General features: G+C 51.5%; 24 protein-coding genes. 23 read left to right on the plus strand and 1 reads right to left on the minus strand.

All coding sequences use genetic code 11. The features are described 5' to 3' along the window. Positions 1-298: 298 nt before the first annotated feature. A complete protein-coding gene (locus EV294_RS17110; RefSeq protein WP_243711685.1) occupies positions 299-973 on the minus strand; it encodes a DNA-binding response regulator in 675 nt (224 codons plus the stop codon). Positions 974-1,169: 196 nt separating this feature from the next. Between EV294_RS17110 and EV294_RS17115 the strand changes: the two genes are divergently transcribed. From EV294_RS17115 to argJ, 23 genes are all read left to right on the plus strand, one after another. Beyond that, positions 1,170-1,622: a hypothetical protein gene (locus tag EV294_RS17115; protein ID WP_132308854.1), complete on the plus strand. Its 453-nt coding sequence runs from the start codon at positions 1,170-1,172 to the stop codon at positions 1,620-1,622. 698 nt (positions 1,623-2,320) lie between these two features. Beyond that, positions 2,321-3,775: an ATP-dependent helicase ComFA gene (locus tag EV294_RS17120; protein WP_243711686.1), complete on the plus strand. Its 1,455-nt coding sequence runs from the start codon at positions 2,321-2,323 to the stop codon at positions 3,773-3,775. 404 nt (positions 3,776-4,179) lie between these two features. Then, positions 4,180-4,767: a ComF family protein gene (locus tag EV294_RS17125; protein ID WP_132308858.1), complete on the plus strand. Its 588-nt coding sequence runs from the start codon at positions 4,180-4,182 to the stop codon at positions 4,765-4,767. Positions 4,768-4,866: 99 nt separating this feature from the next. Continuing rightward, a complete protein-coding gene (locus tag EV294_RS17130) occupies positions 4,867-5,283 on the plus strand; it encodes a TIGR03826 family flagellar region protein (RefSeq protein WP_132308860.1) in 417 nt (138 codons plus the stop codon). 106 nt (positions 5,284-5,389) lie between these two features. After that, complete coding sequence (flgM, locus tag EV294_RS17135; RefSeq protein ID WP_116393603.1) at positions 5,390-5,656, plus strand: flagellar biosynthesis anti-sigma factor FlgM; 267 nt, start codon at positions 5,390-5,392, stop codon at positions 5,654-5,656. A 7-nt stretch (positions 5,657-5,663) separates the two neighbouring features. Continuing rightward, the gene (locus tag EV294_RS17140; RefSeq protein WP_132308862.1) at positions 5,664-6,167 is read left to right on the plus strand and encodes a flagellar protein FlgN; all 504 of its coding nucleotides are present in this window, start codon (positions 5,664-5,666) and stop codon (positions 6,165-6,167) included. Between the two features lie 18 nt (positions 6,168-6,185). Continuing rightward, positions 6,186-7,742, plus strand: coding sequence for a flagellar hook-associated protein FlgK (gene flgK, locus EV294_RS17145; RefSeq protein WP_132308864.1), 1,557 nt, complete (start codon positions 6,186-6,188; stop codon positions 7,740-7,742). Positions 7,743-7,772: 30 nt separating this feature from the next. Further along, a complete protein-coding gene (gene flgL / locus EV294_RS17150) occupies positions 7,773-8,732 on the plus strand; it encodes a flagellar hook-associated protein FlgL (RefSeq protein ID WP_132308866.1) in 960 nt (319 codons plus the stop codon). A gap of 9 nt (positions 8,733-8,741) precedes the next feature. Beyond that, a complete protein-coding gene (locus EV294_RS17155; protein WP_132308868.1) occupies positions 8,742-9,311 on the plus strand; it encodes a DUF6470 family protein in 570 nt (189 codons plus the stop codon). A gap of 110 nt (positions 9,312-9,421) precedes the next feature. After that, a complete protein-coding gene (fliW, locus tag EV294_RS17160) occupies positions 9,422-9,802 on the plus strand; it encodes a flagellar assembly protein FliW (RefSeq protein WP_132308870.1) in 381 nt (126 codons plus the stop codon). Positions 9,803-9,813: 11 nt separating this feature from the next. Continuing rightward, positions 9,814-10,053, plus strand: a complete 240-nt coding sequence (gene csrA / locus EV294_RS17165; RefSeq protein ID WP_015847302.1) for a carbon storage regulator CsrA — start codon at positions 9,814-9,816, stop codon at positions 10,051-10,053. Positions 10,054-10,212: 159 nt separating this feature from the next. After that, entirely contained in the window at positions 10,213-11,877 is a 1,665-nt protein-coding gene (locus tag EV294_RS17170) for a flagellin N-terminal helical domain-containing protein (protein ID WP_132308872.1), read from the plus strand. A 141-nt stretch (positions 11,878-12,018) separates the two neighbouring features. Next, positions 12,019-12,441 (plus strand): flagellar protein FlaG, encoded by a 423-nt coding sequence (locus EV294_RS17175; protein ID WP_132308874.1) that lies wholly within the window; start codon positions 12,019-12,021, stop codon positions 12,439-12,441. Positions 12,442-12,459: 18 nt separating this feature from the next. After that, positions 12,460-14,241, plus strand: a complete 1,782-nt coding sequence (gene fliD, locus EV294_RS17180; RefSeq protein ID WP_132308876.1) for a flagellar filament capping protein FliD — start codon at positions 12,460-12,462, stop codon at positions 14,239-14,241. A gap of 14 nt (positions 14,242-14,255) precedes the next feature. Then, positions 14,256-14,681: a flagellar export chaperone FliS gene (gene fliS, locus EV294_RS17185; RefSeq protein ID WP_132308878.1), complete on the plus strand. Its 426-nt coding sequence runs from the start codon at positions 14,256-14,258 to the stop codon at positions 14,679-14,681. Beyond that, the gene (locus EV294_RS17190; RefSeq protein ID WP_132308880.1) at positions 14,641-14,979 is read left to right on the plus strand and encodes a hypothetical protein; all 339 of its coding nucleotides are present in this window, start codon (positions 14,641-14,643) and stop codon (positions 14,977-14,979) included. The genes fliS and EV294_RS17190 overlap by 41 nt, the downstream gene beginning before the upstream one ends. A 141-nt stretch (positions 14,980-15,120) precedes the next feature. Next, positions 15,121-15,318 carry a cold-shock protein gene (locus tag EV294_RS17195; protein WP_015847290.1) on the plus strand — a complete coding sequence of 66 codons (198 nt, stop codon included), beginning with the start codon at positions 15,121-15,123 and terminating at the stop codon, positions 15,316-15,318. A 266-nt stretch (positions 15,319-15,584) separates the two neighbouring features. Beyond that, positions 15,585-16,133, plus strand: coding sequence for a ribosome hibernation-promoting factor, HPF/YfiA family (gene hpf, locus EV294_RS17200; RefSeq protein ID WP_132308881.1), 549 nt, complete (start codon positions 15,585-15,587; stop codon positions 16,131-16,133). A 195-nt stretch (positions 16,134-16,328) separates the two neighbouring features. Further along, positions 16,329-18,836 (plus strand): preprotein translocase subunit SecA, encoded by a 2,508-nt coding sequence (gene secA, locus EV294_RS17205; protein ID WP_132308883.1) that lies wholly within the window; start codon positions 16,329-16,331, stop codon positions 18,834-18,836. A gap of 146 nt (positions 18,837-18,982) precedes the next feature. Then, a protein-coding gene (gene prfB / locus EV294_RS17210) for a peptide chain release factor 2 (RefSeq protein WP_116393591.1) occupies positions 18,983-20,090 on the plus strand; the annotation gives its coding sequence in 2 pieces (ribosomal slippage) (positions 18,983-19,054 and positions 19,056-20,090; 1,107 coding nt in all). A gap of 165 nt (positions 20,091-20,255) precedes the next feature. After that, positions 20,256-21,155: a YitT family protein gene (locus EV294_RS17215; protein ID WP_132308885.1), complete on the plus strand. Its 900-nt coding sequence runs from the start codon at positions 20,256-20,258 to the stop codon at positions 21,153-21,155. 174 nt (positions 21,156-21,329) lie between these two features. Continuing rightward, positions 21,330-22,379, plus strand: coding sequence for an N-acetyl-gamma-glutamyl-phosphate reductase (gene argC, locus EV294_RS17220; protein ID WP_132308887.1), 1,050 nt, complete (start codon positions 21,330-21,332; stop codon positions 22,377-22,379). Positions 22,380-22,471: 92 nt separating this feature from the next. Then, positions 22,472-23,716: a bifunctional ornithine acetyltransferase/N-acetylglutamate synthase gene (argJ, locus tag EV294_RS17225; protein ID WP_132308889.1), complete on the plus strand. Its 1,245-nt coding sequence runs from the start codon at positions 22,472-22,474 to the stop codon at positions 23,714-23,716. Positions 23,717-23,719 lie beyond the last annotated feature (3 nt).

A 23,719-nucleotide genomic window follows, 5' to 3' on the forward strand; every position in this document is an offset into this window, starting at 1 on the left:
ATAAGGACCCTGTCGGGGTCTTATCGAGTGAGGAATGGCGACTGGAGCGTGAAAATGGTGGAGTTGTGGGGACATAAGACCCTGCGGGGGTCTTATTGGGGTTGAGACTAGCTAGTTTGGTTAGGATAAGACCCTGTCGGGGTCTTATCGAGTGAGGAATGGCGACTGAAGTGTGAAAATGGTGGAGTTGCGGGGACATAAGACCCTGCGGGGGTCTTATTGGGGGGAAGACTAGCTAGTTTGGTTGGGATAAGACCCTGGCAGGGTCTTATCGAATGGGAAGATGAATTTGAGCCAGTTAGAGTCTAGGAGTGGCAGCCTGCAACTTGTAAGTACGGACTCGATGGACAGTCGCTTTTGCAGGCTGTAAATAAGTTAAACTAACCATTTCTATTAACAGTTTGCGTGCATACTTTGAACTTATCGATAGTAATAGGCTGATATCTTTTGGCGTCACTGGTTTGCGGACAAGCTGCATATAGCGCAGAATTTCTTTTTGCTGCAAGGATAGATTGTTGTTGTTGGAGGTAAGACTGAAGAGCTTGCCGAACAGCTGCTGTAGGAGTTGCTGGCAGTGGCGCGGCCTGCTCTTGACGTCGTCATAGGAGAAGCGGATCACCATCCAGCCGTCCAGGATGAGATGGTTCTGGCGCATGAGGTTGTCAGCGAATTGTCTGCGGTCAGCATCCCGCAAGTGTGGGCCGTAGCCGTCAATCTCGATGCAAATCTTGTAGGGCTCGCGCAGATAGGCATAGTCCAGAAAACGTTGACCATCCTTATAATCATCGACCTCGTATTCCGCGTGCAAATGTTCAAGCTTGCCAATAGCCGGCAGCCAAACCTGCTTAAGAAATAAGTCCTCTGCATGTCGTTCCTCGGATAATCTGCGTTTACGTTCACTGCCGCCTGCTTGAAGCTGAGACTCTAACCATTGTTCATAAAGGGTATCGAGTACCTTAACCAGAATAATCACTCCTCCTTAGCAAAATAAAAAGCACACGGCTCCCCCGTTGGAAACGAGAAAAAGAGCGGTGTGCTTCACACGCATGATTTCATTTGCATTTATTTTACAATAGTCGCATCAGAGTGTCGATTACCCATTTTAACCCCCTTGTCCTCATGTGCGTAACCACTGGGCGCATAGCGGCATATATTGTCACAAAGAGGAGGTGGCCGACCTGATTGCGATTTTTCTTCTTGTGATAGGCTGCTATGCTTTGGCCGCCGCATCGGTGCATGTGGCTTACAGGCTCAGGCGGGGTAAAATCCGCGAAAGCAAGCATTATGTTCTTGTTGCTCATGATCAGCATATGAAGATGGAAATGTTTCTACGCCAGTTTTCTTCCTATTCGCGCCGAATGGGGACGGATGTTCAGCTTACGGTAGTCGATAACGATTCTGCGGACCAGACCGCTCAGATTGTAGACCGTCTCCGGCGGGAGAACGGGAATATTACGGTTTTTGCGGATGAAGGTTCGAAGGATAGAAAGCGCTCACAATCTGGTGAAGATTCTGCAGGTCTTATCTGGATGCTAAGAAACGAAGGGATTGTAAGCAAGCCTGATCAGGCTATCCTTGTGGATTTGCAGAATCCATCCGATTTGTCGAAAATGCCGTTTTGAGCTATAATGGAAGTTAATTGGAAGCACGGAGTGAAGCACACCCCGATGATGCAATGGCATCGTTGAGGTGTGCTTTTTTGCGTGCGCAAGGAGGGAAACGGTTGAAGGCCTTTGTGTATGTCGTTCGTGTTTGCGGAGAATGGTCAGCCCGGATGTCGATTGCGCCGGAAGTGGACCGGTTGTTCTGGATGGAGGAGGGGCTAGCGGAAGCTAGTAGGATAGTAGATGGTCGTTATGGAGGGATGAGAAAGAAAGATAACGGACGGAGTGTTGCGGTCCAAACGAGACTTAAAGGGGAGAGAGCGGAAGAAGGATGGCTATGGGAGGAGGCATTGCCATTGGGGGATGCCATTCGCTGCGTGGAGCTTTGGGAGCGAGATGCCGGGAGCCGTGCCTCGCGGGATAGCAGTGGTGTCGGTAGTGCTCAGAGTCGGGGAATTGCAGAGAGTGTAGGGAGTACAGCAGGCAGTGGCGGCGGGCCGCTGGCTTCGCTCGCGGCCTGCGTGGAGCAGGCGCGCCGCGAAGCGGGCGCGCCAATGCAAGGGCCGAGCCCGCAGGCTGCTGGCGATGCCAGCCTGCGGGCTCGGCGGTGGGCGCGAGCCGCCGCTGACGCGGGCGGCTCCAGCCCCGGCACCGCGCGCGCTGCTGCTCGCGCGCGGGAGGCCCTGGCGGCCGCTGCGCAGCAGGCCGCCGCGGCCATGCAGGGCCGTGCGCTGCTTCGCAGCGAAGCGCACGCCCTGCTCGAGGGCGCCGCCGCCGATATGGGCGGCGCACTGCAGTTGGCGCAGCTGCTAGGCTGGCTGCGCCTCAAGGGCGCTGTCGCCGCCGAGCACGGCCGGCGGCGGCGCGAGTGCCGCTGCAGGCGATGCGGCAGCGGCGAAGCGCACATGCACCGCACGCCTTGCGCAGCGTGCGGGCACATGTGCGCTTACTGCTCGGCATGCCTCACCATGGGGCGCAGCCGCGAATGCGAGCTGCTGGTGCTTGGCATGCCGGCACCTCCACTAGAGGCCGGCTCAACACCGGCCGACCTCAACAAGTGGCGGCTCAGCCCCGCGCAAGCTGCCGCCACGGAGTCGGCGCTTCAGTTCATCGAAGCGCCACACCCTCCACAGAAGAACAAAGAGTTCCTCCTCTGGGCCGTCACCGGGGCCGGCAAGACGGAGATGATATTCCCGCTGGTCGAGTCGGTCATCTCCCGCGGAGGGCGGGCGCTGATCGCCACTCCGCGCCGGGATGTCGTCATTGAGCTCGATCCCCGCATCCGCAGGGCGTTCCCGCAGGCACGGGTCGTTACTTTATACGGCGGCAGCGAGCAGCGTTGGGAAGCGGGAGACATTACGCTGGCCACTACGCATCAGCTGATGCGGTTCCATCAAGCTTTTGATCTCGTCATTATCGACGAGCTTGATGCGTTTCCCTACCACGGCGATCCGATTTTGCATTACGCGGCGGACAAAAGCCGTGCGCCGCATGCCCCAAAGCTGCTGCTTTCGGCCACGCCGCCAACCGAGCTGCAGCGGCGTGTTAAATCCGGACAGCTGCCCCATGCCAGGGTACCCGTCCGCTATCATCGCCATCCGCTGCCCGTACCGGTTCTAATTCGCACACCGTCCGTCGCAAAGCTCCTTCAGACGGGAAAAATACCGAGAGCGCTGCTCGCGGCGCTTAACCATTCTCTAAACCGCGGAGCTCAGCTCTTCATCTTCGTTCAGCGGATCTCGCAGGTTGAGCCGATGGCCAAGCTGCTGGGCAGGCTGCTTAAGCAATCTGCCGTCGAAGGGACCTCGTCTCAGGATCCGGACCGGGCCGATAAGGTAAACCGATTCCGCAAAAGCGAAATTCGCGTATTAGTCACCACGACCATCCTGGAGCGGGGAGTAACCATTCCGCGCAGCGATGTATATATTTTAGACGCGGACGGGCGGTTGTTTGACGAGGCTTCGCTGGTTCAGATGGCGGGAAGGGCGGGGCGTTCGGGAGAAGATCCGAATGGTTTTGTCTATTTTTGCGGCAGAGAGCGAACCGGTGCTCAAGCTGCAGCCATCAGTCAAATCCGCGGAATGAACCGGATTGCCCGCAAACGGGGATACCTGCTTCCGGAGGAACGGGCCGGTTCATGGTGGAGCCGAATCTTCAAGCGTTCCAATTAACCTTTATATCTATCGCCCATACATCCGCCCGCTAGATCCAGCTCTTTCATCAAATACTGAATCCTATTAATAACAACACCATCAAAGGAGGTCACTCATGCATGCGGCACATCCTCAAACAACTATTCCGGCGCTCCACCTCCGAGCTGCGCCACTCCTTGCATTATCTGAAACCCAGCTCGGGAGAATGCCCCTTTTGCGGAAAAGGAATAAAGCAGGCTTCACCAGGCCTATCAACGCCTCAAGCCGATAGCCGGAAAACGTATCTATCCTATCTCCCGCCCGCTTTTACCCGTTCAATCTGCTCCTCTTGCCTCGCGGCCATCCCATGGCTTATCCCAATCAAATGCCGCGTTTGCGGCAGGGGAATCACTTGTCCGGACTGCATCCGCCGGATGGACCCCATGTTTATCGCGAACCGAAGCGCCGTTCAGTACAGCAGCGAGATGAGAGAATGGCTGGCACAATACAAGTACCGGGGGAATGAGAGGCTGGAGCCGCTGCTCGCCCAGATGATGCTCCCGGCCTTTGAAGCCATCACGAAGGAAGCGGAAAAACAAAGCTTTTCTGCGCAGCCACCCTCAATTCCCATCTGGGATGCCGTTACCTTCGTGCCGGTCAGCATGGAGCGGGCAGAGGAGAGAGGCTTTAATCAGGCCGAGCGGTTCGCTTCTATTTTGGCCAAGCATCATCGGCTTCCTCTGTATAACCTGCTCGTCCGGGAGCGGCATACCGGGAAGCAAAGCTTCAAAACCCGCCTGGAGCGAATGAAGGATACGCAGCGATTGTTTCACGCCAACCCGCATACGATGGCGCTTTTGCGGAACAATGTCCTAAGGTCCCCTATGAATGCCCAAGTCCGATCTATACGAATTCTACTAGTCGACGACATCTACACAACAGGCAGCACGATCGGAGCTTGCGCGGCAGCGCTGCATCAGCATTCGGAGGCTCCGCTCGACATTTATTCTCTTACTTGGGCCAGATCCTAGCGGCAGAAAGTCCTTTTGCAAGATTACTAGTGAAAAAACTCCCAATATCCGTTAAAATAACCGTAACAACCTTATGATTGCTGGAATGGGGAATCGACGATGAATGTAGAAAACTGCCCTCGGTGCGGGAAGATTTTTGCCAAAAACTTCCGTGATGTCTGCCCTGCGTGCATCCGGGAAATTGATAAAGAATACGAACTGTGCTCCACTTACTTGCGCGAGAACAAGGGCGCTGTTATTACCGAGCTGCACGATGCCACCGGCGTTTCGATTAAACAAATTACGAAGTTTATTAAAGAGGGGCGTATTTCGCTGCTGAATGCCCCCAATCTTATGTATCCTTGCGAAGTATGTGGTACACTGATCCGTGAGAACAATATATGCGGCAACTGCCGCGCCCGCCTGCTGAAGGACACTCAACACATGCACGAGGATGAGGCAAGGAACGCGGCCCTCCGCGCGGAAGAAAGAGTTTCGTACAAAGGCATCGATAAATATAACAAAAGGCAAAATTAATATGTAGCCCCATAACTTGGCCTATTCATTTTCCTGCTAGCTGAACCGATAATACTTTTAAAGGTTATCGGTTTTTTCTATTGTGGAACCAAAGAGGTGATTATTCATGAAGATAAATGAAACGAATCGGATCGGCGCGTACAACCCCTACCAGAAGCAAATGGAGCAGCGGATAGATGGTGCAAATAAGAAGAAACAGAAGGATATCGTAGAGATCTCCGCGGAGGCAAAGGAAATGCTCTCTACCAGTCAAACGAACAGTCCGGAAAGGCAGAAGCGCCTGGAAGAATTGAAGCAATCCATCTCAGCGGGAACCTACAAGGTTGACGCCGGCAAAATCGCAGACAAGCTGCTTCCTTACCTGAAGGGATGATCCGTAAATGAACGAGCATATCAGGCAGATTTTAATCACCCTGCAGGAGCTGTTGGATGCGCACCGTGAGCTTATCCGGCATGCCAACGAGAAGACGGAAGCCATCCGCTTGGAAAATGTAGAGGCGGTATCGCTTATTACAAGCCGCGAGAAAAAAAGCGTGCAGCGTATTGTTGACCTGGAACAGACCCGTCTGCTTCAGGTTGGACGGTTTACGGTTGAACAAGGCCTTCGCAACATGCGCTCCCTGAAGATGGAGAAGCTGATTCAGATGGTCTACCATGCGGAGCAGAAGCTGGAGCTTCAGCAGATGTGGAGGGAGCTGTCCGCCGCGATCAAGGAGCTTCAGGACGTCAATACGTTTAACCAGCAGCTGATCCGGATGAATCTGGATTATCTGCAATTTACGCAGGACCTGCTGCTTGGCGCCCCGGAGGACGAGGTTACCTATCACCGCGCCGTACAAGGAATGAATGTGCAGCGTGCTAGTCGCTATAATCTCAAGACTTAAGGGAGAGGACAAGATACGATGACATCGACATTTCATGGTCTGGAGACCGCGAAGCGAAGTATATTCACGACGCAAACGGCGCTGAACACGACCGGTCACAATATTTCTAACGCCAATACGTCGGGTTACTCCCGCCAGCGGGTTAACTTTACGGCTGCCCGTCCCATCGAAGCCTATGGCTATTCCCATTCCACGGCTGCGGGGCAGCTTGGTACGGGCGTGGAAGCAACCTCGATCACGCGGGTAAGAGACAAGTTCTTGGACAGTCAGTTCTACAGCGAGTATAAGTGGCTCGGGAATTATACGGTCCAGTCGGATACGCTCGAGAAGCTGGAGACCATTGTGAATGAGCCAAGCGATACCGGCCTTCAGACCGTGATCTCGAACTTCTGGAACAGCTGGTCGGACCTCAGCAAGACGCCTGAGAGCGCGGATGGACGCGCCGTACTGGTTGAACAGACGAAAGCGATGATGGACGCTTTTAACTATACATACAAACAGCTTACCGATTTGAAGTCCGACTTGACGGAAAACGCTCAGATCAACCTCGATAACCTCAAATCGATCTCCAGCACCATTGCCAACCTGAACGGACAAATTCAGCGAATTGAAGGCATTGGCGACGACGCGAATGACCTGCGCGACCAACGCGATGCTCTGGTCGACGAACTGTCCGGCCTGGCGAATGTCAAGGTGTCTGATTTATCTGACGGTTACACCATTACGATGGGCAACGTAACTTTGGTTGCGGGTAAATCCGCCGAAGGGTCGCAAGGATTAACGCTGGACGATATGACGGCTGCCATCGAGAACGGCGATCTGAATAACGGGGCTATTTACGGAACGATGCAGTCGCGCGATAAATATGTCCAGGGCTATATGGATCAGCTCAACCAAATGGCTAACACCATTGCAAATGGGGATATTCAAGTCACGATTCCTAAAGGCTCGGTTCTTCCCGAAGGTACCGTGCTTAACGGCGTTACGTACGCAGGCGCTAACCGTACGCTGACGGAGGATTTGACCGTAACGGTGCAGGGTCTGAACGGCTTGCATCAGCTCGGTTACACGATGAACGGGGAGCAAGGCGAGCCGCTGTTCACCGATGCGGACGGCAATACGGATAATTTAACCGCAGCCAATATTCAGTTGAATCCTAAGATTGCAGCAGACCCTACTCTGCTTGCCACTTCTATGAAAGTGACCTTCAATGACGATGGTACGGAGACCGTTGTAGCAGGTAACAACTCAATGGCCGTTCTGATGTCGCAGGCGCGTGACACGAAGTTTGCGTTTGATGCGACGGACAACAATACGATTAACGGATTCTTCCGCGCGGTAGTTGGCCAATTAGGCGTGCAGTCCAAGGAAATGCAGCGGCTGCAGTCGAATCAGCAAACGATCGTTGACCAGGTGGATTCCCGCCGTATGTCGGTCAGCGGCGTTTCCCTTGACGAGGAAATGTCCGATCTCGTGAAGTTCCAGCATGCCTATAACGCATCCGCGCGCGTGATGACCGTTATCGACGAGACATTGGACCGTATTATTAACAGCATGGGCCGCGTCGGCCTGTAATCGACTAGATAAAGCCGGAGGTGCAGCCACGTGGCATTACGCGTAACGCAAAGAATGATGTCTTCCCAAATGCTTGGCAACATAACGAACAACCTTAACAGCATGAATAAGCTGCAAAACCAACTCGCTACAGGTAAAGCGATTAATAAGCCTTCCGATGATCCAATCGGTATTACCTTCGCTTTGCGCTATCGCGGCGAGATTGCATCCAATGATCAATATACGGACAATGCCGATACCGCGTTATCCTCTCTCGAGTATATGGATACAACAATTGGTCAGGCTACGGACATCGTGCAGCGGTTCCGTGAACTGATTGTAAAAGGCGCAAACGGAACCCTGGAACAAACGAGCATGACCGCTATTCAAACGGAAGTTTCCCAGTTGTACAACCAAATGGTGGAGATCGGCAACAGCCAGTTCAACGGGAAACAAATGTTTAACGGCGAGCAGACAGGCGTAAAGCCTTATTCCACCCTTGGGCTGGATCAGCAGTCCGATCCTTCGGCAGATCCTCCAATTCTAAAAGCCTTCAGTAACCAGACGGATACCGGAAGCATTCAATACGAGCTGTCTCCGGGGATGACGATGGACGTAAACATGACGGGCAACGATGTGTTTGGTGCTCCGGTTACGAATGAATCCGACACGACAAGTGATAATTTGTTTCAGCTTATGCACCGCGCCTACGATATGCTGGGTTCGGGCGACCAGGAAGGTCTGACGAGTCTGCTTGGCCAGATCGATACGCGAATGAACACGATGCTGACGGCGAGAGCTCAGATCGGAGCGCGGGTTAACCGCGTGGAAATCGTGCAAGGAAGACTTTCTGACGTGGATATCAACCTCCAGCAAATGCAACAAAAAGTAGAAGACGTCGATATGGCGGAAGCCATCACGAATATTACGACCTTAGAGAACGTGTACCAGGCTTCCTTGTCGGCAGGAGCGAAGATCATTCAGCCAAGTCTTGTTGACTTCCTGAGATAGGGTGGTTAAATGGCTATTGGACAAATTCAAATTCACCAGCAGCCTGCTCTTATCGGGATTCAGGTAAGGCCGGCAGAGCAACATATCGAGCAGCCGCAGGCCACGATCGATATGCGCCAGATCCCTGCAAAGCTGTCGATTGAGCAGCCTATGGGGGTGCTGGAGGTCGACCAGGACCGAGCTTGGGATGCGCTAGGGCTAGGGAATAACTTAGAAGTGTCGAGCAGAATTTATTCGCAAGCCAAAGAGATCGCGCTGCAAGGCGTTGCCCGCCGAATGGAAGAAGGGCGGCAGCTGGCGGATCTTGCACATGTGAAGAATAATCCTGTAGCCAGCTTGTCAAAAGACTGGCGGATCGAAGGGCCACCGATGCCCGTTACGGGACCAGCGTCTATTGATAACGTGGATGTATTCTTTACGCCGGGCAAAGTGCAAATATCCGTTGAGCAGGGCGGTGTCGAGCTAAACGTCACGCCTAACCGCCCTATTCATGAATATACGCCGGGCAAAGCGGAGATTTACATGAGGCAGTACGCCTCCGTGCAGATAACTCCGCCAAGCATCGACACGGTTTTATAGGATTTTACATTGTTCATAGAATTAGGTTTAATAACTATAGGCCTTATGCGTATCTTTATACGGGGCCTGTAGTTTTCTTTTTATATACTGAAGACGAAGAGGGGATTCGATTGACTACCTACCAGTTCGATAACGGAATACCGGGCTTTGAACATCTGCAGCAGTTTGTGTTGTCCGAGGTTGAAGGGGAAATGCCGGTCAGGCTGATGCAATCCGTGGAGGATGAGAATATCGCTTTTCTTATTGCCAGCCCCTTTTATTTTTATAAGGATTATGAATGGGACTTGCCGGATTCGGTCATGCAAGAGCTGAAGCTGGATGACGAGAAGGATGTTGAGGTCTGGTCCGTTATTACTCTCAATAAAGAACCGAATAAATCCACGATAAATTTGCTGGCGCCAATTGTATTAAACAAGACGACGAAACGCGGCAAGCAGCATATCATCCACGACCATGCTTATAGCTCAAGAGCGCCTTTATATCAAGCCTAAGGAGGAGCGTTATGCTCGTATTATCTCGTAAGACGGATGAATCGATTATGATTGGCGGCAATATTGAGATTGTCGTGCTTGGTGTCGAGGGCGAGACCGTAAAGCTGGGTATCCGCGCCCCTAAGGACATTGAAATATTCCGCAAGGAACTGTATATGAACATTCAAGCTTCCAACCGGGAAGCGGCAAGCAGTCTGCTTGCTATTAACGATGTTGTTCAGCTGCTCAAACAAAATCGTTCAGACAAATAAAAAAGAATAGATAAAAAATAGAAATTTTTGTTTTTCCTCTATAAAATGTCCCGAATGCTGTCGATATAAATAATAAGCGCGGGGGAGGGGCGGCCGACCCTTTCACCGTAAGCTTCCGCAAGGATGCGGAACTAACAGACATTCAGGGAGGAAATAACAATGCGTATTAATCACAACATTGCAGCTCTTAACACTCTGAGCTCGCTGAACAACGCTTCTAGCGCTCAAAGCAAATCGATGGAAAAACTGTCTTCCGGTCTTCGTATCAACCGTGCTGGCGACGACGCTGCTGGTCTGGCAATTTCCGAAAAAATGCGTGGCCAAATCCGCGGTCTGGACATGGCTGCTAAAAACGGTCAAGACGGCATCTCCTTGATCCAAACAGCTGAGGGCGCTTTGAACGAAACTCATAGCATCCTGCAGCGTATGCGCGAGCTGGCTACACAATCCGCGAACGGTACGAACACGGATACTGACCGCGCAGCTCTGCAAGACGAAATGAACCAATTGACTTCTGAAATCAACCGTATCGGCAACACAACTGAGTTCAACACTCAAAAATTGCTGAACGGCGGTATCGCTTCCCAAGACGGAGCTAAAATCACTAAAGCAACTAGTGCTTCTATCACACTTGGTGGCGTAACTACTGCAGCTGCATCTAACTCTACAATTACAATTGATAATCAAACATTTGACCTCAGTAAAGCTGGTGTGCTTACTGGCGGTGGTGCTGCTTCTGATATTACTGCACTTGGCAACGTAACTTCAGGTGGAGTTAAATTGTCTGACCTCGTAGATATCACTCAAACTGCAGCTGGTAAATTGACATTTACCGCTAAATCCGAAGGTGCTAACAGCTCGATTACCCTTGCTGGTGGCGCGGATGCTGGTCTCGGTGCAATCGCGGCCGACGACAAAACGGTTTATGGTACTTCTACTACTGTAGAACGTGCAGGTGTAGAGGCTACTAATGCGGTAAGTGCTGCTGATGTTAGCTTTGCAGCTGGCGATTCCCTCAAAATTACAATTGGTAACGGCAGTGCTGTAACTGTAAATCTTAACACTGGTACTGCTGCTAAGACTTATGCAACTAACACTGGCGTTGATAAAAATGCTAAGGACTCTGCGGCGGCTGATCTGGTTAAAGATTTGAACGCGGCTCTTCAAGAAGCAGGATTGGATGGCCAAGTAACGGCGTCCCTGTCTGATTCTGGCAAGATTCAATTTATTTCCGAGACAGGCAAAGACATTACTGTTGCAAATGGTACAGGTACGCCAATTACTGCATTGGGAACTGGCCTCGCTACAGTTCAAAACGTACAACAAGTAGTTGGACCTGGTGCACAAGGCTCCGGCTTCTCGACTAAGTTCCAAATCGGTGCTAACTCCGGTCAATCGATGTCGCTGACAATCGGCGACATGCGTTCCGCTGCTCTGGGTATCACTGGTAACGCTGGTCAAGCTGGCTTCACTACTGCTAATTCCGTAACTAACGGAACTAACGACGTGAAAGCTGAAGCTGCTCTTGATATCTCCACTAAAGAAGGCGCTTCTTCCGCAATCAAAGTTCTGGACTCGGCTATTAACTCCGTATCCAGCGAACGTTCCAAGCTCGGTGCTGTTCAAAACCGTCTGGAGCACACAATCAACAACCTGGGTACAGCTTCCGAGAACCTGACTGCTGCTGAATCCCGTATCCGTGACGTTGATATGGCGAAAGAAATGATGGAGCAAACGAAGAACTCGATCCTTGCACAAGCTGCTCAAGCTATGCTTGCTCAAGCGAACCAACAGCCGCAAGGCGTACTTCAACTCCTCCGTTAATCTTTAACCATAACGGAATAAAGAGAGACCTTAGGCGACTAAGGTCTCTTTTTTATAGGATTTGCTTAAGGTCCCTATAATAATCGCTTTTTCATATGCCGATATAATAGGTAACATCAATCTGGCAGGAGGAAAATTCGGATGAGCTCAAACTTATCAATTTCAGGCTCGAATTTTCCATCGGAACGAATTCCGGCATCGGATGCACCAAAGACTCCAAGCAAAGAAGTGTATGCGGAAACTTCGGTACAGATGGAAGCAGCTGTTCAAGGATCACGGTCCTATACCAGCTTTGAAGATGTGAAGCTTGCTGAGCTGCAGGGCGAGAAGATCAGCGTTGGAGAGCAGCAGTTATTCAAAAATATAGAGCAGGCCGTTAAGGCTATGCGCGGAAGACCAACGGAACTGCAATTTGACGTACACAAACAAACCCATCTTGTCGCAGTAAAGGTGAAGGATAAAGAAACAGGAGAAGTATTAAGAGAGATCCCGCCGGAGAAATCTCTGGACTTTATCGCAAAACTATGGGAAATGGCAGGCTTAATTGTTGACGAGAAACGGTAATGATCAGGAGGGATAAGAGTGAGTACTTTACGCGTAACCGGGTTAGCATCGGGTATGGATTATGAGAGCATGATTAAACAGATCATGGATGCCCAGCGCGTCCCACTAGACAAGCTCAACCAGAAGAAGCAGATTAACCAGTGGAAGCAGGACGATTATCGGGCGATCAACAACAAGGTTCTGGATTTTAAAAATGCTGCATTCGATATGAAGCTGCAATCCGCTTACTTGACGAAAACTGCTTCTTCCTCGAATACAAACGTAGCGACGGTAACAGGGACTGGAACGGCCATTGAAGGCTCGTATACCTTGCAGGTCGAACAGCTGGCTAAAACGGCAACGCTGAAGAGCGGGACTCTAACAGGGCCAACGGTAGGCAAGGATACAACGATTACCGTCAATGGCGTTAATGTTGAGGTGAAGAGCGCGGATACCTATCAGGATCTGGCCAATAAGATTAATGCGGAGTCCGTGAAAACCGGGGTAAAGGTAGCCTATGATTCTACCCTGAAGACGATGTTCTTCTCTTCGACCAAAACAGGTGCTGCTGCAGATATTGATCTAAGAGGCGCGGACATAACTTCCATTTTAGGCGTATCTACCAATGGCACTGCAACAACGGTAACGGGAAATGTAAAGCTGGCTGCAGACACTTCATTAGCCTCTTTAGCAGGCAAATCCATTTCTCTAACCATAGATGGACAAGCTGCACCATTCAAGTTTGACATTACTTCAACCACAACGGTTGGGGATCTGCTGTCTAAGATGAATGACTCGCTAAAGAATACGGGCGTCTCCGTATCTTTGAACTCGGATGGCAACCTGGTTGTTGATAACCCGGTTAAAAGCAAAGCAATTGATTTCACCACAGGTTCGGATACCGCGGTTTTAGATGCTCTAGGCTTAACGGGAGCAACAAGCAAGGATACGGCATCCGTTTATAGCACTGGACAAAACGCTAAGGTAAACTTTAACGGCGTAGAAGGCGAATATGACTCAAACACTTTCACCATTGCCGGCCTTAGCATTACGGCGAAGTCGGAAGGAGCCGATGTAACGAGCATTGGCGTTACGCAGGACGTTGATTCTGTATTCAACAAGATCAAATCCTTCGTAGATAAGTACAATGATCTGATCGGCTCGATCAACTCGGAGTTGTCTGAGGAGAAGTATCGCGATTTTGCTCCGCTGACCGACGCTCAGAAGAAAGAGATGACGGATGATCAGATTAAACAATGGGAAGATAAAGCAAAAAGTGGTATGCTGGCTAATGATTCCGTTCTTACATCAAGCCTCTATTCGATGAGACAAGCCTTATCTTCCTCGATTAGCGGCCTGGCGTCGGGGCAATTAAAGAACCTGTCCGATATCGGGATTTCGAGTTCGTTAATTAGCGGTACGTCGGTTAGCGGCAGCTACATGGATAAAGGCAAGCTGTACATTGACGAAACAAAGCTAAAACAAATGATCTCCGAGAAGCCGGATGAAGTGATGGCCTTGTTCACCGCTGACGATAAGGATAGCAAAACCACTGCCGGAGACGGTGTTGCCACACGGCTGTATAATCAAGCGAGTGCTATTTTCAGTCAGATTGTAGATAAAGCGGGTACAAGCACATCCGTCAAAAACACTTATGTACTCGGTAAAGAATCATTAGAATACGATAAGCAGATCTCGGCTCTCCAGACCCGTCTCGACGACATGGAGACCCGCTATTACAACCAGTTCACCCAGATGGAAACCTACATCAGTCAGATGAATTCACGCAGCTCAAGCCTTGCATCGCTGCTTGGTTCCTAGGAGGCTAATAACCTATGCAATACCAACCGCGCAATCCATACATGCAGACATCGGTTCAGACGGCTAATCCCGCTGCTTTGCTTATCATGCTTTACGACGGGGCGATTCGTTTCTGCCGTCAGGGCATTGAGGCTATCAAGGAACGGCGGAATGCGGACGCGCATACGAGTCTCATGAAGACGCAGGAAATCATTAGCGAGTTCATTATTACCCTGGACCGTTCGAATCCGGTATCGGAAAGCTTGCTGCTGCTTTACGATTATTTCAACCACCGGTTAATCGAAGCCAATACCCGCAAGGATGCCGCCCCGGCCGAGGAGGTGCTTGGACACCTGATCGATCTGAAGGCAACATGGGTCGAAGCGGCCAAACAAGTCAATCAGATGGCGGGACAAGCTAATGGAAGCTCTTTTACAGCGACTCATTCAACTGTCGTCTAATTTGGTTGAGCGGTTGGACAGCGCCGATCTGGAACAGTTCGACGCATATATGCAGCAGCGAGAAGAACTGTTCCGGGAGCTGGAGCAGTCGGCTGTCCCTGCGGAGCAAATGGCCGTGCTCCGGCTGGAAGCGGACCGGTTAATTTCCATCGAGTCGGTTATCGTTGCCAGGATGGTTACGCTGCGCGACGAAGCAAGGCAGCAATGGGATAAAATCCAGCAGGGACGCCGTTCCCAGGCTAGATACGACTCCGCTTACGGCGGCGGAGACAGCCTCTTTTTCGACGCCAGAAGGTAGAAAATGGGGCTGTCTAAAAAAAATGTATTCGCTTACAAGGAAATATTGACAATAGTGTGTCAATGGTGGTATATTCGACTTGTGGGCCATAACATAACTAAGACGCCTCACAGTATTTGAAGATGAAGGGACTGTTTATGTATGCAAGGTAAAGTTAAATGGTTTAACGCAGAGAAAGGTTATGGATTTATCGAGACTGAACAAGGCGGCGACGTTTTCGTTCATTTCTCCGCAATCCAAGCTGAAGGCTTCAAAACGCTCGAAGAAGGCCAAGCGGTTGAATTCGACATCGTAGAAGGCGCTCGCGGTCCACAAGCTGCAAACGTAGTCAAACTGTAATCATCTAGGCTGACTCATTCAGCCACATTATATGGTTCGATTGACAAGTGCCTATTCTAAGCTCCGGGAAACCGGGGCTTTTCATTTTTTTATCCACCTGTTCACTGTCATGATCCATAACTTATCCACATACACATATTAATGAAGAAACAGGTTCAGGCCAATCCTCCGAAAATATTATCTGAAAATTCTAAATAAATAAAAAACTATTTTGAAATAGGCACCAGCATATGTTATAATAAGAATACGTAAAGGAGGAATGCCCCATGAAATACATCATTCGAGGTCATCGTATTCAAGTGACAGAAGCTTTACGAGAGTATGCTGTGAAGAAGATCAGTCGATTGGAAAAGTATTTTGAAGCTCCTGCCTCCGAAACAACCGTCACGTTGTCCGTTACCAAGGGCAAACACGCGGTGGAAGTAACCATCCCGCTGGTCGGCGTCATGCTGAGGGCGGAAGATAAGAGCGAGGATATGTACGCCTCCATTGATGTTGTGGTGGACAAACTGGAACGTCAAATTCGCAAACATAAGACTAAGATGAACCGTAAGTTCAGGCAAGAAAGTGGCGTCAAGGCTCTGTTCAAGGAAGGCATCAGCCAGACGGCCGTATCCGTTATGGATGAGGAAGACGAACTTGAGCTCGTCCGGACGAAGCGTTTTATGCTGAAGCCGATGGACGTTGAAGAAGCCATTTTGCAAATGAACATGGTTGGACATAATTTCTTTGTATTCTCCAATATCGACAATAAGGAAGTGAACGTTGTTTATAAACGAAGCGACGGTAAATATGGCCTGATCGAGCAAGTATAAAATCTGAACCCGGCGATCATTTCTGCATTCTTACTTATTAAATTAGCCAATCACGGCCTTTTCTCCGACGGGGAAGAGGCCTTTTATATGAATGTATACCTGCTTATTGCTGGAAATAAACGCGATGCGTTGCGGGCGTCACGACAAACTGTTACAATTTAAGGCAAACAGGCGTATTTATGAAAGGGGAAGACCATGCTCGGACTAGTGAAAAAAATATTCGGTGATGCGAACGAGCGCGAGGTCAAGCGTCTCACGCGTACGGTAGAAGAAATTAACGGACTTGAGTCCAAGATATCGCCGCTGTCTGACGATGAGCTGCGTAATAAAACGGAAGAGTTCAAGGCCCGTCTTGAGAAAGGCGAGGACATTGACTCGATTCTGCCGGAAGCTTTCGCGGTAGTGCGCGAAGCATCGAAGCGTACGCTTGGCATGCGCCATTTCGACGTGCAGCTGATGGGCGGTATGGTACTGCATGAAGGCAAGATCGCGGAGATGAGAACCGGTGAAGGTAAAACTCTCGTTGCGACGCTTCCTACTTACCTGAACGCGCTGCAGGGCAAAGGCGTACACGTTATTACGGTCAACGATTACCTTGCCTCGCGCGATAGCCAGATCATGTCTGCCCTTTATAATTTCCTTGGACTGACTGTCGGCTGTAACCTTCACGGCTTGACGCATGAAGAGAAGCAAGAGGCTTATGCTTGCGATATTACTTACGGAACCAATAATGAGTTCGGCTTTGACTATTTGCGCGATAACATGGTGCTGTACAAAGAGCAAATGGTTCAACGCCCGCTTTATTATGCAATCATAGACGAAGTCGACTCCATCCTGGTCGATGAGGCGCGTACGCCGTTGATCATTTCCGGACAAGCACAAAAATCGACGGAGCTGTATTATGCCGCCGATCGTTTTGTCAGCCGTTTGAAAGCGGAGGAGGATTACACGGTTGATATTAAGCTTCGCAACGTAACGCTGACGGAAGCCGGCGTGGAGAAAGCGGAGAAGGCCTTTGGCATCGAGAACTTATTCGATCATGCGAACGTAACGCTGAACCACCACGTGCAGCAAGCGCTTAAAGCGCATGTCATCATGAAGCGCGACGTGGATTACGTGGTTAACGAAGACGAAGTCGTAATCGTCGACGAATTCACGGGCCGTCTGATGGCTGGCCGCCGTTACAGCGACGGTCTGCATCAAGCGATTGAAGCGAAAGAGCAGCTGAAGGTTCAGAACGAGAGCATGACGCTTGCGACCATTACGTTCCAGAACTACTTCCGTATGTACCGCAAGCTGTCCGGCATGACCGGTACGGCGAAGACGGAGGAAGAAGAGTTCAAACGGATTTACGGTCTCGAGGTTATTCAAATTCCGACAAACCGCGCTTTGATCCGTAAAGATATGCAGGACGTCGTCTACAAATCCGAGAACGGCAAGTTTAAAGCCGTTGTAGAGGAAATTGTAGAGCGTCACAAGAAGAACCAGCCGGTACTCGTCGGTACAATCTCCATCGAGAACTCGGAGCGTCTGTCCGACATGCTGAAGAAGCGCGGCGTACAGCATAAAGTACTGAACGCGAAGTTCCATGCGGAGGAAGCGGAAATTATCTCCCGCGCGGGTCAAGCGGGCGCGGTTACCATCGCAACGAACATGGCGGGACGCGGTACGGATATTTTGCTTGGCGAAGGCGTTCACGAAGTAGGCGGTCTGCACATTATCGGTACGGAGCGCCATGAAAGCCGTCGTATCGACAACCAGCTGCGCGGTCGTGCCGGCCGTCAAGGCGACCCAGGCTCCTCGCAGTTCTATCTCTCCCTGGAGGATGAGCTGATGCGCCGCTTTGGCGCGGAGAACATTATGGGCATGATGGACCGTCTGGGTCTGGAAGAAGACCAGCCGATCGAGAGCCGCCTCATTACGCGTGCCGTTGAGTCCGCTCAGAAACGCGTAGAGGGCAGCAACTTCGATACCCGTAAAGTCGTCCTGCAATATGACGATGTCATGAACCAGCAGCGTGAGGTTATCTATAAGCAGCGCCGTGACGTATTGTACTCGGAGAATATCCGCGAGATCGTTATGGAAATGATCGTGCCGGTTATCGAGCATGTGGTTGAGGCGCATACGGAAGGCGATATTCCGGAAGAGTGGGATCTGCAGGAAATCGCGGATTACGCGAACTCGAACCTTCTCCCTGAAGATACCTTCTCGAAGGACGATCTGTGGGGCAAAGAGAAGGAAGAGATCATCGAGCTTATCAAGGATAAGGTTGTTGCTTATTACGACGAGCGCGAGGCTGAGCTTGGCGCGGAGACGATGCGCGAATTCGAGAAGGTTGTCGTACTGCGCGCGGTAGACAGCAAATGGATGGATCACATCGATGCGATGGATCAGCTCCGCCAAGGTATCCACCTCCGTGCGTACGGCGGTACGGATCCGCTTCGCGAATACCAATTCGAAGGCTTCGAGATGTTTAAGGAAATGATCTACAGCATCCAGGAGGAAGTCGCGAAGTATATCATGAAGGCACGCGTGGAGAGCAATCTGGAGCGTCAAGAGGTTGCGCAAGGCCAAACGACGACGAATAGCCCGGCCGAAGCGGAGAAACGCCCCGCGAAGCGCGAAGAGCGTACGGGACGCAACGACCTTTGCCCATGCGGCAGCGGCAAGAAGTACAAAATGTGCCATGGGATGGGTAAGTAACACCTGACCTAAGCTATTCGCATAAGGTAACATACACGGTTAACGCGCCGGTAAGCCCATTGCGGGCGAACGGCGCGTTTTATGCGGTCTGCACGGATTTACAGCGGCCGGGCCGCGCATACTTAATTTTGAGGTGAAGCTACGCGATGATAGAAACAAACGTAAAACAGGATTTGCGTGAAGTGGCGAAGCGGCTCCAAGAACTCAGGGGGTCTCTTTGACTTAGATCTGAAGCTGGAGCATATCGCAAACTTTGAGGAGAAGATGACCGCGCCGGATTTCTGGGACGATAATACGAAGGCGCAGGGCATTATTTCCGAGCTGAATGCGATTAAGTCGGTCGTTGAGCATTATGAACGGCTTAATACGGAATGCGAAGATCTACAGACATTGATTGAGCTGGCTGACGAAGAAAGCGATGATTCGCTGGAGGCGGAAGTCATTGGAGGAATTGCTTCCCTGAACGAGAAGGTAAACGGCTTTGAATTGCAGCTGCTGCTGAATCAGCCGTACGACAAGCTGAATGCCATTCTCGAGCTGCATCCGGGCGCGGGCGGCACCGAGTCGCAGGACTGGGGTCAAATGCTTTACCGGATGTACACGCGTTGGGCGGAGAAAAGGGGCTTCAAGGTTGAAGTGCTGGATTATCAGGATGGCGATGAAGCGGGCATTAAGAGCGTAACGATTGCGGTTAAAGGATATAATGCCTACGGCTATCTGAAAGCGGAGAAAGGCGTTCACCGTCTTGTCCGTATCTCGCCGTTCGATTCCTCCGGCCGCAGACATACGTCCTTCGTATCCTGCGATGTTGTGCCGGAGATTACGGAGGATATCGAAGTCGAGATCCGTACCGAGGATCTGAAGGTCGATACGTACCGCGCGAGCGGCGCCGGCGGCCAGCACGTCAACAAGACGGAGTCGGCGATCCGGATTACGCATATCCCGACAGGGATTGTCGTAGCCTGCCAGCAGGAGCGTTCGCAGATTCAGAACCGCGAGCGCGCGATGAACATGCTCCGTTCCAAGCTGTATGAGCGCAAGATCGAAGAGCAGCAGAAGCACCTTGCCGAGATTCGCGGCGAGCAGTCGGATATCGCATGGGGCAGCCAGATCCGTTCTTACGTCTTCCATCCGTACAGCATGGTGAAGGATCACCGGACCTCGGTGGAGACGGGCAACGTTGGCGCCGTAATGGACGGCGACCTGGATGCTTTTATCGACGGTTATTTGCGCAGTCAGATCCGTCACGACTAAGGAAACGGCAAGTTTATATGCATAGCTTTGGGGAAGAGCTCCAACACTTATTAAGGTTGGAACTCTTCTTTTTTGTGCGTGATCAGAAATACATACGATGGAAAGACATGCGCGGCATGAATAACATAACAGAGATTGACTGACAGAGAGGCGGCATGGTGATCCATGGACAGCAAGAATAACGAGGTAAAAGTTTCAAAACGCAGCAGGCGTCCGGCAGGCAGAAAGGCGACGTCGCTTGATGTCTTCTGGAGCTTTTTGCAGGTCATTATAGGTTCGTTTGTAGTAGCGCTAAGCTTTAATCTTTTTCTCGCACCGAATGCAATCGCTTCCGGCGGCGTATCGGGCATATCCATCCTTGTGCATAAAACGCTTGGCATCACGCCGGCTTATACCCAATGGGCGCTGAATATTCCGCTCTTCCTGGCGGGGCTGTTCCTGCTCGGCAAACGGTTTGCGCTCAAAACCTTGCTTGGCACCATTGTGCTTCCTTTATTCGTCCTGCTTACGGCTGACTGGTCGCCGCCTACCGACAATATGCTGCTTGCGGCTATCTATGGCGGCATTGGGGTAGGGATCGGGCTTGGCATCGTATTCCGCGGGCGGGGTTCCACCGGAGGCCTTGACCTGGCCGCGCAGATTCTGCACCGTTATACCGGCATTCCGCTGGGGCTTGCGGTGGCCTGCTTTGACGGCTGCGTGATCGCGGCTTCGGGTATTTTTATCTCGCCGGAGGCGGCTTTGTATGCCCTGATCGGATTGTTCGTCACCAGCAAGACGATTGATATTATTCAAAGCGGCATTCCGCTCTCGAAGGTTGCTTTTATTATCAGCGACCATGCCGATCTGCTCGTGAATGCCATCCTGCATGACCTCGACCGTGGAGTTACGAAGCTGGATGCGCATGGCGGCTACACGAACGAGAAGCGCCAGGTGCTGATGGTCGTTGTGGGACAGATGGAGGTGGCCAAGCTGAAGCAGCTGGTAAGAGCGGCGGATCCGGGTGCTTTCGTCATTATCAGCAACACGGCGGAGGTTGTCGGGCAGGGGTTCAAATCGGAATAAATTGTACGGAAAATGACATCTTTTTTCATTGTATTAATATGAATAGGACTGTATAATAATACGAAACAACGTAATATTTCCATGTGAACCTGATTCATGTACAATATAGATTTAGATGATCTACGTAAGTTGAATCCATGCTTCGGGTTCAACTTCTTTAAGGGAGAGAACGTTATGAGCGAGAAATTGAAGGTTGCGATCGTCGGCTCTACCGGTTATGGCGGTATTGAGCTTATTCGTTTGTTGGCTAGCCACCCGTTGGTGGAGATTACGTCGGTTATTTCCTCGTCCAGCGCGGGAATGCCGATCGCGGAATGGTTCCCTCATTTGACGGACATTCAGACCGCTTTGCTTGACGACGTGGATCCGCAGGGGATCAAAGCGAAGGCTGACGTCGTCTTTACGGCAACGCCGGCCGGAGTGGCGGCTAAGCTTGCTCCGCAGCTGCTGGATGCCGGCCTGAAGGTCATTGACCTGTCCGGAGACTTCCGTCTGCAGGATACGGCTTTATACGAGAAATGGTATAAAAAAGCACCGGCGGATGAGCAATACCTGAAGCAAGCTCTCTATGCTCTCCCTGAGATTAACGGCGACAAAGCGCAAGGCGCTTCGTTTATTTCGAACCCGGGCTGCTTCGTAACGTCCGCGCTGCTTGGTCTTGTTCCTGCCGTGAAGGCAGGCTGGATTGATCCGGCAACGATTATTATCGACTCGAAATCGGGCGTGTCCGGCGCGGGCCGCGGCGCAAGCCTTGGCACCCATTACTCCGAGCTGAACGAGAACTTCAAAGCATACAAAGTAAATCAGCATCAGCATGTCCCTGAAATCGAGATGGTACTGTCGGAAGCGGCAGGCCGGGAGGTTGTGACCACGTTCACGCCGCATCTGGTGCCGATGACAAGAGGAATCCTGTCGACCATGTACGCTACGGTGAAGGGCGAGCATAACGCCGCCGATTTTATTGAACTCTATAAGCAATTCTATGAAGGCCGCCAATTCGTCCGCATCCGCAAGGAAGGCGTACTGCCGCAGACGAAGGAGGTTTGGGGCTCCAACTATTGCGATATCGCTTTTAATTACGATGCAAGAACGGGCCGCATTACGATTATTTCGGTCATTGATAACCTTGTTAAAGGCGCGTCGGGACAAGCGATTCAGAACCTCAACCTGATGATGGGCTGGGATGAAGGCCTTGGCCTGCAGTTCGTGCCGGTATATCCGTGATATTGAAAATATGGCATTAAGAATATTCTTTATACTTATTCATTTTAGAATTGAGCAATTATTCGTACAAGGTGAAGGAGAAACGAGGAGAAATGGGACAGGTGCAACAAGCTAAAGCGCTGTATTCGGTCGTCTCGGACGGATCGATTACGACTCCTAAAGGATTCAGAGCCGGTGGTCTCCACTGCGGCCTGAAGAAGACAACCCGCCATGATCTTGGCGCAATCGTATGCGAAGTGCCGGCGGCATCCGCCGGCGTCTACACCACAAACGTGTTTCAAGCTGCGCCAATCAAGGTGACGCGAGAGAGCATTGAATCGGATGGCTTCCTGCGCGCCGTTATCGTGAACAGCGGCAATGCCAACGCGGTAACGGGCAAGCAAGGCGAAGACGATGCTTACGAGATGCGTTCGCGTTTTGCCGAGTCTATTGGCGTGTCCGCGGATCAGGTTGCGGTCGCTTCGACGGGCGTGATCGGCGAGAATCTGAAGATGGATAAGGTACGTGCGGGTATCGACGCTCTTCCGGCGAAGCTGGAGACGGACCGCGATGCGGCTGACGGCTTCTGTCAAGCAATTCTGACCACGGACCTTGTGCAAAAAATGGTATGCGTCTCGGTTGAGATCGACGGCCAGACGGTACATATTGCCGGTGCGGCCAAAGGCTCCGGCATGATTCATCCGAACATGGCCACGATGCTTGGCTTTGTGACTACGGATGCGGCAATCGGAAGCGTTGCGCTTCAAACGCTGCTTCGCGAAGCGACAAACTATACGTTTAATATGATTACGGTTGACGGCGATACAAGCACCAACGATATGCTGGTGGCCATGGCGAGCGGTCTTGCCGGCAATAGCGAGCTGACGCCGGAGCATGAAGGCTGGGCGGCTTTCTCGGCAGGTCTTCGTTATGTGTGCGAAGTGCTGGCAAAAGCAATCGCCCGCGACGGCGAAGGCGCAACCAAGCTGGTTGAAGTGCAAGTGCACGGCGCTGTGAACGACGACGCGGCTACGGCGATTGCGAAGACGGTTATCGGCTCTTCCCTGGTGAAGTCCGCGGTGTTTGGCGCTGACGCGAACTGGGGCAGGATTATCGCGGCGGTGGGCCGCGCAGGCCAGCCGGTGAACCCGGATACGGTGGACGTGCGGATCGGCGATATCGTGACGCTGGAAGGCTCCCGTCCGGTTGCTTTTGACGAAGATGCGGCACTGGAATACCTAAAGGGCGATACGGTTGTGATCCGCGTCGACCTGCATATGGACAACGGCACGGCAACCGCTTGGGGCTGTGACCTGACTTACGATTATGTCCGCATTAACGCGGCATACCGTACGTAACGC

Source organism: Paenibacillus sp. BK033 (assembly GCF_004345425.1).
GTDB lineage: Bacteria > Bacillota > Bacilli > Paenibacillales > Paenibacillaceae > Pristimantibacillus.

What these genes read in the sequence shown, in the direction of transcription:
- EV294_RS17120 (WP_243711686.1), top strand. Translation starts at nt 2,321, where the DNA reads ATGCAGGGCCGTGCGCTGCTTCGCAGCGAAGCGCACGCCCTGCTCGAG.
- EV294_RS17125 (WP_132308858.1), top strand. Translation starts at nt 4,180, where the DNA reads ATGTTTATCGCGAACCGAAGCGCCGTTCAGTACAGCAGCGAGATGAGA.
- EV294_RS17130 (WP_132308860.1), top strand. Translation starts at nt 4,867, where the DNA reads ATGAATGTAGAAAACTGCCCTCGGTGCGGGAAGATTTTTGCCAAAAAC.
- flgM (WP_116393603.1), top strand. Translation starts at nt 5,390, where the DNA reads ATGAAGATAAATGAAACGAATCGGATCGGCGCGTACAACCCCTACCAG.
- EV294_RS17140 (WP_132308862.1), top strand. Translation starts at nt 5,664, where the DNA reads ATGAACGAGCATATCAGGCAGATTTTAATCACCCTGCAGGAGCTGTTG.
- flgK (WP_132308864.1), top strand. Translation starts at nt 6,186, where the DNA reads ATGACATCGACATTTCATGGTCTGGAGACCGCGAAGCGAAGTATATTC.
- EV294_RS17155 (WP_132308868.1), top strand. Translation starts at nt 8,742, where the DNA reads ATGGCTATTGGACAAATTCAAATTCACCAGCAGCCTGCTCTTATCGGG.
- csrA (WP_015847302.1), top strand. Translation starts at nt 9,814, where the DNA reads ATGCTCGTATTATCTCGTAAGACGGATGAATCGATTATGATTGGCGGC.
- EV294_RS17170 (WP_132308872.1), top strand. Translation starts at nt 10,213, where the DNA reads ATGCGTATTAATCACAACATTGCAGCTCTTAACACTCTGAGCTCGCTG.
- EV294_RS17175 (WP_132308874.1), top strand. Translation starts at nt 12,019, where the DNA reads ATGAGCTCAAACTTATCAATTTCAGGCTCGAATTTTCCATCGGAACGA.
- fliS (WP_132308878.1), top strand. Translation starts at nt 14,256, where the DNA reads ATGCAATACCAACCGCGCAATCCATACATGCAGACATCGGTTCAGACG.
- EV294_RS17190 (WP_132308880.1), top strand. Translation starts at nt 14,641, where the DNA reads ATGGAAGCTCTTTTACAGCGACTCATTCAACTGTCGTCTAATTTGGTT.
- EV294_RS17195 (WP_015847290.1), top strand. Translation starts at nt 15,121, where the DNA reads ATGCAAGGTAAAGTTAAATGGTTTAACGCAGAGAAAGGTTATGGATTT.
- hpf (WP_132308881.1), top strand. Translation starts at nt 15,585, where the DNA reads ATGAAATACATCATTCGAGGTCATCGTATTCAAGTGACAGAAGCTTTA.
- secA (WP_132308883.1), top strand. Translation starts at nt 16,329, where the DNA reads ATGCTCGGACTAGTGAAAAAAATATTCGGTGATGCGAACGAGCGCGAG.
- EV294_RS17215 (WP_132308885.1), top strand. Translation starts at nt 20,256, where the DNA reads ATGGACAGCAAGAATAACGAGGTAAAAGTTTCAAAACGCAGCAGGCGT.
- argC (WP_132308887.1), top strand. Translation starts at nt 21,330, where the DNA reads ATGAGCGAGAAATTGAAGGTTGCGATCGTCGGCTCTACCGGTTATGGC.
- argJ (WP_132308889.1), top strand. Translation starts at nt 22,472, where the DNA reads ATGGGACAGGTGCAACAAGCTAAAGCGCTGTATTCGGTCGTCTCGGAC.